Source organism: Saccharopolyspora sp. NPDC045941 (assembly GCF_056431445.1).
The window spans coordinates 150,038-157,678 of record NZ_JBWKKU010000003.1 but is presented as its reverse complement, the minus strand read 5'-3'; the positions used below and the strand labels follow the sequence as shown (position 1 = coordinate 157,678).

The 7,641-nt window shown below is 70.3% G+C and carries 8 protein-coding genes; 6 read left to right on the top strand and 2 right to left on the bottom strand.

What is annotated here, in order from left to right:
- The first annotated feature begins 54 nt into the window (after positions 1–54).
- Together AC07FN_RS03815 and AC07FN_RS03810 are read left to right on the top strand one after the other, a co-directional pair.
- Positions 55–693 carry a type VII secretion system-associated protein gene (locus AC07FN_RS03815; RefSeq protein ID WP_478394212.1) on the top strand — a complete coding sequence of 213 codons (639 nt, stop codon included), beginning with the start codon at positions 55–57 and terminating at the stop codon, positions 691–693.
- A gap of 29 nt (positions 694–722) precedes the next feature.
- Positions 723–1,361, top strand: coding sequence for a type VII secretion system-associated protein (locus AC07FN_RS03810; RefSeq protein ID WP_478394211.1), 639 nt, complete (start codon positions 723–725; stop codon positions 1,359–1,361).
- A 184-nt stretch (positions 1,362–1,545) separates the two neighbouring features.
- Here AC07FN_RS03810 and AC07FN_RS03805 read toward each other — a convergent pair whose 3' ends face one another.
- A complete protein-coding gene (locus AC07FN_RS03805; protein ID WP_478394210.1) occupies positions 1,546–2,436 on the bottom strand; it encodes a lysostaphin resistance A-like protein in 891 nt (296 codons plus the stop codon).
- 146 nt (positions 2,437–2,582) lie between these two features.
- On the opposite strand from AC07FN_RS03805, the gene AC07FN_RS03800 reads away from it, so the two are divergent.
- Positions 2,583–3,380, top strand: a complete 798-nt coding sequence (locus AC07FN_RS03800) for a MerR family transcriptional regulator (protein ID WP_478394271.1) — start codon at positions 2,583–2,585, stop codon at positions 3,378–3,380.
- A 442-nt stretch (positions 3,381–3,822) separates the two neighbouring features.
- Here AC07FN_RS03800 and AC07FN_RS03795 read toward each other — a convergent pair whose 3' ends face one another.
- On the bottom strand, positions 3,823–4,749 hold the full coding sequence (locus AC07FN_RS03795) for a LysR family transcriptional regulator (protein ID WP_478394270.1): 927 nt from the start codon (positions 4,747–4,749) through the stop codon (positions 3,823–3,825).
- 84 nt (positions 4,750–4,833) lie between these two features.
- On the opposite strand from AC07FN_RS03795, the gene AC07FN_RS03790 reads away from it, so the two are divergent.
- The 3 genes from AC07FN_RS03790 (at position 4,834) to AC07FN_RS03780 (ending at position 7,636) form a co-directional block, all read left to right on the top strand.
- Positions 4,834–6,138 carry an aspartate aminotransferase family protein gene (locus AC07FN_RS03790; protein ID WP_478394209.1) on the top strand — a complete coding sequence of 435 codons (1,305 nt, stop codon included), beginning with the start codon at positions 4,834–4,836 and terminating at the stop codon, positions 6,136–6,138.
- A gap of 146 nt (positions 6,139–6,284) precedes the next feature.
- Positions 6,285–6,530, top strand: coding sequence for a hypothetical protein (locus AC07FN_RS03785; protein WP_478394208.1), 246 nt, complete (start codon positions 6,285–6,287; stop codon positions 6,528–6,530).
- Positions 6,527–7,636, top strand: coding sequence for a sensor histidine kinase (locus AC07FN_RS03780; protein ID WP_478394207.1), 1,110 nt, complete (start codon positions 6,527–6,529; stop codon positions 7,634–7,636). The genes AC07FN_RS03785 and AC07FN_RS03780 overlap by 4 nt, the downstream gene beginning before the upstream one ends.
- Positions 7,637–7,641: the final 5 nt, after the last annotated feature.

Genomic DNA, 7,641 nt, shown 5'->3' with positions numbered 1-7,641 from the left:
CCTTCCCGCCTCACCGGCGTTACCAGGCACAGCGCATGCAGGAAGGAATCACCAGTGACCAGTGACCACCCCACTCCGGAGGAGGGCGAAGCTCCCGCTGGTCCCAGCGAGGAAACACCCGCTGGTTCCGACCAGGAGGCGTGGGCCCTCGTGATCGACCCGGCCTGGCAGCCCGAGTCCGAGGAGGAAGAGCCGCCGAACGAGGCCGTCCTCGGTTCCTGGCACATCGGAGCCGACGGCACCATCAGCACGTTCCAGGCCAACCCGGACTACCAGCCCTCCCGCGAGGATTCCGCCACCGACCCGGTGGACGCGGTGCTGCAACTGGTAGTACGCGGCGACTACCGCAGGGAGGCGCTGCTGGAGGCCATGCGTGATGCACTGCTGCTGATCGCGCTGGACGACGATGGCAACGCCGTCGTCACACTCTCCCCGGACGAGGTGCCGTCAGTGCTGGTCGCCACTTCGCCGGTGCACGCCCGCCGGGTCGACGTGCCGACCTGGCAGGAGATCACGGCGAAGGCGCTGGCCGACTCACTGCCCGACGAGGGGGTCGACGTGCTGCTCAACCCGGGCGCGCCGACGTCCATGCGAGTGCTGGCGAGCTCGCTCAAACACGCGATGGCCGACGCCGGAACCGGCGATCCGGACGCGGGCGGAACCCCGCCCGAGCCGCCGGCGGAAAAGCGTTGAAGCCGACAGGAAGCAGCGAGGAGCCTTCGATGTCCGAGGACGAAACACCCGAAACCGCCCCGGTTGCCGAGAGCGAGCCCGTCGACCGGTGGATGTTGATCATCGACCCCGAGTGGGAGCCCGAGCCCGAGCAGCAACAGCCGCCGGAAACAGCGATCGTCGGTTCCTGGTACATGGACAGCGACGGCTCGCTGCGGGACTTCCGCCCGAACCGTGCCTACGAGCCGTCCAGCGAGGACTCGCCGACCGACCCGGTGGACGCCACGCTGCGGCTGGTGATGCGGGGAGAGCTGGCCGTTCCCGCACTGATGGCATCACTGCCCGGCTCGCATTTGGTCATCGGCCTGGACGAGGAGAACTCCCCGATCGTCACCCGCGCACCGGACGGCAAGCCGTCGGTGCTGGTGCTGACCGCCTTCGCGCACGCGCAGCGGTTGACCGTCCCGGCGTGGGCGGAGATCACCGCAGAGGAGCTCGCCGCCGCCCTGCCCGAAGAAGGCGTCGACGTGCTGCTCAACCCGGGCGCGCCCGCATCGACGCGCATCGGGGCGCAGGAGTTCCGTGATGCGGTGCGCGGTACGGGCGGCGACCGCCCGAACGCGGTCGGCGTCCCGGAGGAAGGCTTGCAGCCGGCCGGCGAGCCCGCGGGCGTCACGTTGCCGGGATGAGCCGCCGGCGCGGTGGTGGGGGATTTCCCGTGCACTGAGGTCAGCGCGCACTTCGGCAGCTGCGGTGGGCCACGCCGCAAGCGGCGTCCGCCGCATGTCGGTCGAGGGCGAAACCTGACCGCGGTCGCTGGCCATCGACGCGTTCAGGGCGGGCCGGCACCGGATCGACCGCCGGGTGGTGCCATCAGTTGGGCGAGGTGATCCGCGGTGCCAGCCGCCACACGATGGCGGCGGCCAGGGCGATGACGGCCATGGGGATGATCAGCACCGGACCGGTGGGGGCCGACAGAGTGCCCAGGCGATCGGCCAGGATCGCCGGGACGAGCAGCATCGTGTTGTTCACCGCGTGGACGAGGACGGCGACTTCGAGGCCACCGGTGCGCTGCACCACCACCGAGAGGGCCACCCCGCAGATGATGTAGTAGGCGAGTGTCCCGCCGTTCGCGGCGCCGTGGATCGCACCGAAAAGCACAGCAGTAATGGCAGTGGCGACGGTGAGCGCGGCGGCCGGGCTGCGGAAGCGCGCACCGATCGCGCGGGAGAGCAGGCCGCGGAAGAGGTACTCCTCACCTGCGGACTGCAGGGGCACGGTGATCATCGCGACGGCGGTGAGCGCGATCGTCGTCGCGGTCAGCCGGATCGGTCCGGTCGGCATGACGAGCTGCAGAACGACCATGTACGCGGCCCACAACGGGACGATGACGACAGCGGCACGCCCGAGAACCCGCCACCGGAAGCCACCTGCCAACGACGACAGCCATCGAGGCTTCTGCCGGTAGATCGACCACTGCAGCAACCCCGCCGTGGGGATCAGTGCGGCGAGCAGGAGGTTTCCGGCGATCCAGAACCCGACGGTGAAGGACGGCGCAGCCGGATCGAACGGTGTCACGCCGAGGAGGCGGTCGAGCGCGGTTCCGGCCGGCACGGCCGCGACGAAGAGCACGGCGAGCAGCGCGCCAAGGCCAGCCACCATCGCCAGGATCGTGCGCCACACCTGCCGCCGGTCCCGGTACGCCTGGACGTACGACAACGCCTGCGGGATCTTGCCGTCGCGGGCGGGCGGTGCGTGGTTCATGTCGTCTCCTCGGTCCGTGCTCACGTCATCGCGTGTGATGCCTGGACCGAGGAAAAACTACGACGTAGCGTCGGAGTCAAGATTGATTGAGCCTAATCATCCTGGTCGGCCCGCAGCCGCGGGTCGCAAAGCTGCACGTCGATGAGGTGTCGCATGCGCCGCAGGCGCATAGCCCACCTACGGCACTGGCAAAACCTCATTGGAACGGAGGGCCTTCCTTGAGGTCGCAGGAACTCGCGGATCTTGCCGGTGTGACCGTGCGGACACTGCGGCATTACCACCAGATCGGTCTGCTCTCCGAGCCGTCCAGGTCCTCGAACGGCTACCGGCGATACACCGCGGTTCACCTGGTACGGCTTCTGCGCATCCGGCATCTCGCCGAGCTCGGGGTGAGCCTCGCCGATGTGCCGGCCATGCTGGACGATGAGTCGACGGACACGAGCACGACGATTCTCGAGCGAGTCGAAGCCGGCATCGACTCGAAGATCGAGCGGTTGAAGGCGCAACGCGATCTAGTGCGCGCCCTGCGCGTGGAAGGGCGCAGCCCTGACATCCCGGCCGACGTCCACGGCGACCTCACCCGGCTGCACGACGTCGCCCGCCTCCCGCCCGATGCGACGAGACTGGACCTCGACGTCGCCACGCTGATGGGGCACCTGCTCGGCTCCGACGTCCGTGCGCGTCGCGAGGAGCTCGCGGCCGTGGGCGAGCACGCGCAGAGCACGGAGTTCCTGGATGCGCTCAGATGCCTGGCCGAAATGCCGCCGGACGCCACCGACGAGCGCAGGCAGCGCGTCGCGGACGAGTTGCGGACCCACGTGCAGGCCATCCGGTCCGGCACGAGCTCTTCGCTGCCTGCGAGAGCTGCCCCGCTCATCGGCCAGCTGCTGGAGCAGTACTTGAACGCCGCCCAGCTCGACACCTTCGTCCGCATCGCGCAGTAGCCGCCGTCGTCGGGTCGCTCATATCGCCCCGGCCGGCGGTAGCGCGAGGGCCGATGCCACCCTTGCCGAGATCGGCGAAGACCTCGCCGGGTTCGAGCCAAACGTCCACAATAGACCGGGGCTCGCGGAGGAGTCCTGTTTTTTCCGCAATTTCCATTGAGCGTTTTTCATCCTGGTCAGCCCGCAGTCGCGGGTCGCAAAGGTGTACGTCGATGGGCTGTCGCATGCGCCGCAGGCGCATAGCCCACCTATGACACTGGCACCGCCGCGGGTTCTCAGAGGTTTCCTGGCGAGGACGGCCCCTCCGCCGTGTATTGGACACATCAGGAGGGGCACCCACAGACCAGGAAGCCTCTGAGGTTCCGCTACCCGCACCGCCACGCAAAACGAGGTTGGAAAAACCTCAATGGAAATTGCGGGATGGGGAGGCCGAAGCGGGGTGTTACCGGTGTCCGGCGGAGCCGGGGGCGGACAGGGTCGGGATGTCCGGGTGGTCGAGCAGCGTCTCGACGACGGCGTCCACGGCCGTGCGCAGTCCCGCCTCCCGGCGCCGCACGATCGCGACGTTGCGGTGCACCGGCGTGCTGAGCTCGCGGGTGACGACCGAGGTGCCGGGCGGAACTGCCAGCGCCGGCAGCAGTGCCACCGACCGGCCGGACTCGACGTGCTGGAGCAGCAGCAGGCAATTGCTGAACCGGCAGGCCACCCGGGGTTCGAAGCCGGACTCGTGGCACAGCCGCTGGGTCAGCTCCGCCATGTACGAGCCTGGCCGGTCGCACGCCCAGGTCTCCTCCGCGCATGCGGCGAGGTCGATCACCCGGCGCCGCGCGAGCGGATGGTCCGGCGGCAGGACCAGGACCACCGGGTCGGTCCCCAGCGGGACGACTTCGAGGTCCCGGTCCCACGGGAACTTGACGTAGTCCGTGGTCGTCACGATCACGTCCACCTCGCCGGTGCGCAGCGCGGCCCCGCTCTCGTGGGGTTCGGACTCGATCAGCTCCACGTGCAGGTGCGGGTGGGAGTCCGCCAGGCGGGCCGCCGCCGGCACGGCGAGCGTGTAGATCGCGCTCTGGAACACCCCGAGCCGGACGGTGCCGATCGGCTCGTCGTTGAGGGCGCGCAGCTCGGCCTCCGCCTCGGCCATCTGGGCCAGGATCTCGCGGCCCCGGCGGGCGAGGGCGATCCCGGTCCGGGTCAGCCGCACCCGGCGCCCGGACCGCTCGATGAGCCGGCTGCGCGTTTCGGTTTCGAGCACGGCGAGTTGCTGGGACACCGTCGACGGGCTCATGTGCAGCGTTTCGGCCACCGCGCGGACGGTGCCGAGGCTGTCGAGCAGCCCGAGCAGGCGCAGGCGCCACGGGTTGAGCATGCCACCATTGTGCAGCTCCATCGAACAGCATCGTCGAAATCGTGTGATGGACGTGAAGCTACGTCCGTTCGTAGCGTCGGGGCCATGCTGGACGACATCGCGGGCACCGCACCCGAACGCCACCTGGTCCGCTACTCGGGGCGCGGCGCCTTCAGCCCCGGGATCATCGCCCGCGCCGAGGGGAGCTCGGTGTTCACCGAGGACGGGCGCGAGCTGCTCGACTTCACGTCGGGGCAGATGAGCGCGATCCTCGGCCACGCCCACCCGGAGATCGTCGCGACCGTTCGCGAGCAGGTCGCCCGGCTCGACCACCTCTACAGCGGGATGCTGAGCCGCCCGGTGCTCGACCTCGCCGAGCGGCTCGCGGGGACGTTGCCGGAGCCGCTGGACAAGGCGATGTTCCTGACCACCGGTGCCGAGGCGAACGAGGCCGCGCTGCGGATCGCCAAGCTCGTCACCGGCGGGCACGAGGTCGTTTCGTTTGCCCGGTCCTGGCACGGCATGACCCAGGCCGCGGCGAACGCCACCTACAGCGCCGGGCGGGTCGGGTACGGTCCGGCAGCTCCGGGGAACTTCGCCCTGCCGGTCCCCGACCGGTTCCGGCCGGGAATCGTCGACGCCGACGGGAACCTGGACTGGCGCCGGCAGCTCGACCTCGGCTTCGAGCTGATCGACGCCCAGTCGGTCGGCAGCCTCGCGGCCTGCCTGGTCGAGCCCGTGCTGAGCTCGGGCGGCGTCATCGACCTCCCGCCGGGCTACCTGGCGGCGCTGCGGGACAAGTGCCGCGAGCGGGGCATGCTGCTGATCCTGGACGAGGCCCAGACCGGGCTGTGCCGCACCGGTGACTGGTACGCGTTCGAGCGCGACGGCGTCGTCCCGGACATCCTGGTCCTGTCCAAGACCCTGGGCGCCGGGCTGCCCCTCGCGGCGGTGCTGACCAGCGCCGAGATCGAGCAGCAGGCCCACGACCGCGGATTCCTGTTCTTCACCACGCACGTCAATGACCCGCTTCCGGCCGCCGTCGGCAACACCGTCCTGGACGTGCTCAGCCGCGACCGCCTCGACGTGCGCGCCCGCGAGCTCGGCGTGCGGCTGCGCGGCGGGCTGGAGGAGCTCGCCGCGCGGCATCCGGTGATCGGCGACGTGCGCGGGCGCGGCCTGCTGGTCGGGTTGGAGCTGATCGACGGGCCGGGCGGCGAGGACGCCGACAAGCTCGGCGCCGCCGTCACCCGGCGTTGCACCGAGCTCGGGCTGCACATGAACATCGTGCAGCTGCCGGGCATGGGCGGGACGTTCCGGATCGCGCCGCCGCTGACCGCCACCGACGCCGAGATCGATCGCGGCCTGGCGATCCTCGACACCGCGCTGGCCGAGACGACCGGCCGCTGACGATCCGGCGTTCTCGCCCGATTCGATCGTGACGGCGTGAACCGCCCCGCTGCGGGTCGAACTTGTCACAACGGCAAGAGCGTTTCCGGGTCGTGTTGATCGGTGACTAGTGTGGACCGATCAACGCTCTGAAGCAGGTTCGGAACATGACGCAGACGGATCACGCCGCGGATCCCCGCCCCCACCAGGAAAGGCAGCGGATCCTGGACGACCTCGTGGTCGCTCAGGTGCGCACCGGCCGCCCGGGACGGACCGGCTTCTCGCCGGTCGCCGTTCCGGGCGCGGGGCCGGCCGGGGATGACCGGTCGCGCTCAGGCTCTCCTGAGCTCGTACCGCGGGCGGTCATCGGCCACCGGTTCGGCCGGCCCGGCCCCGCGGGCGGTCCGCGGTGAGTACGTCGCTGATCCTGCTGATCGCGGTGTTCGAGTCGGTGGGCGTGGGGCTCGTCGGTGCCGTGGCGCTGCGCTTGCTCCGGCGGTACCCGGTCGGGAACTCGCTGATCGCGGTCATCGTGATCACCGTCTGCGGCACCAACGCGGGCACCATCACCGTCGTCATCGTGACGCAGTCCGCCGAAGTGCCGGTGGCGGTGCCACTGCTGGTCAACTTCGTCGCCGGCGCGGTTTCGCTCGGGATCGGCCTGCTGCTCGGCAGGTCCGTGATGAAGGGCAGCAGGCAGCTGGCGGACGCCACCCGCACCTTCGGCGTGGCCGAGCGGTTCCGGCTGCCGGAGGACCCGCCGAGCGCGGAGTTCGCCGAGCTGGCGCGGGAATTGCGGATCACCAGTGACAAGCTGGCGGAGTCCAGGCGGCGGGAACGGGCGGTCGAGCAGTCCCGGCGGCAGCTGGTCGCCTGGATCTCGCACGACCTGCGCAGCCCGCTGGCGAGGCTGCGGGCCGTGGCGGAGTCCATCGAGGACGGTGTGGTGAGCGACCTGGACGACTACCTCGGGAGGATTCGCGCGGACACCGAGCACCTCACCGCGATGGTGGACGACCTCTTCCAGCTCTCCCAGATCCAGACCGGGACGCTGCGCCTGAACCCGCGGGAGGTGGCCCTCGACGATCTCGTCAGCGACGAGGCGGCCGGACTCGACGTGCTGGCCGCCGGCCGCGGGATCCGGTTGCGCGCCAGGACGGTCGAGCCGGTCACCGTCCGGGTGGACGACCGGTCCATGACCCGGGTGTTCAACAACCTGCTGTCGAACGCGATCCGGTACAGCCCGGAGCGGACGACGGTGGTGGTCGACGTCCGCGCGGTGAACGGCTGGGCGGTGGTGTCGGTGTCGGACGAGTGCGGCGGGATCCCGCCGCAGGACCTGGGTTCGGTCTTCGACATGGGATGGCGTGGCCGCAAGGCGAACAACGGGGCGGCCCGGGGCGGCGGTTTCGGTCTGACCATCGTGCACGGGCTGGTGCAAGCCCACGGCGGGCACGTGTCGGTGCGCAACGTGCCCGGCGGCTGTTGCTTCGACGTCCGGTTGCCCCTGATCCGCTGAGCCGC

Excerpts from the sequence above, each read along its gene's own strand:
- AC07FN_RS03785 (WP_478394208.1), top strand. The coding sequence starts at position 6,285 with ATGACGCAGACGGATCACGCCGCGGATCCCCGCCCCCACCAGGAAAGG.
- AC07FN_RS03805 (WP_478394210.1), bottom strand. The coding sequence starts at position 2,436 with ATGAACCACGCACCGCCCGCCCGCGACGGCAAGATCCCGCAGGCGTTG.
- AC07FN_RS03790 (WP_478394209.1), top strand. The coding sequence starts at position 4,834 with ATGCTGGACGACATCGCGGGCACCGCACCCGAACGCCACCTGGTCCGC.
- AC07FN_RS03810 (WP_478394211.1), top strand. The coding sequence starts at position 723 with ATGTCCGAGGACGAAACACCCGAAACCGCCCCGGTTGCCGAGAGCGAG.
- AC07FN_RS03795 (WP_478394270.1), bottom strand. The coding sequence starts at position 4,749 with ATGCTCAACCCGTGGCGCCTGCGCCTGCTCGGGCTGCTCGACAGCCTC.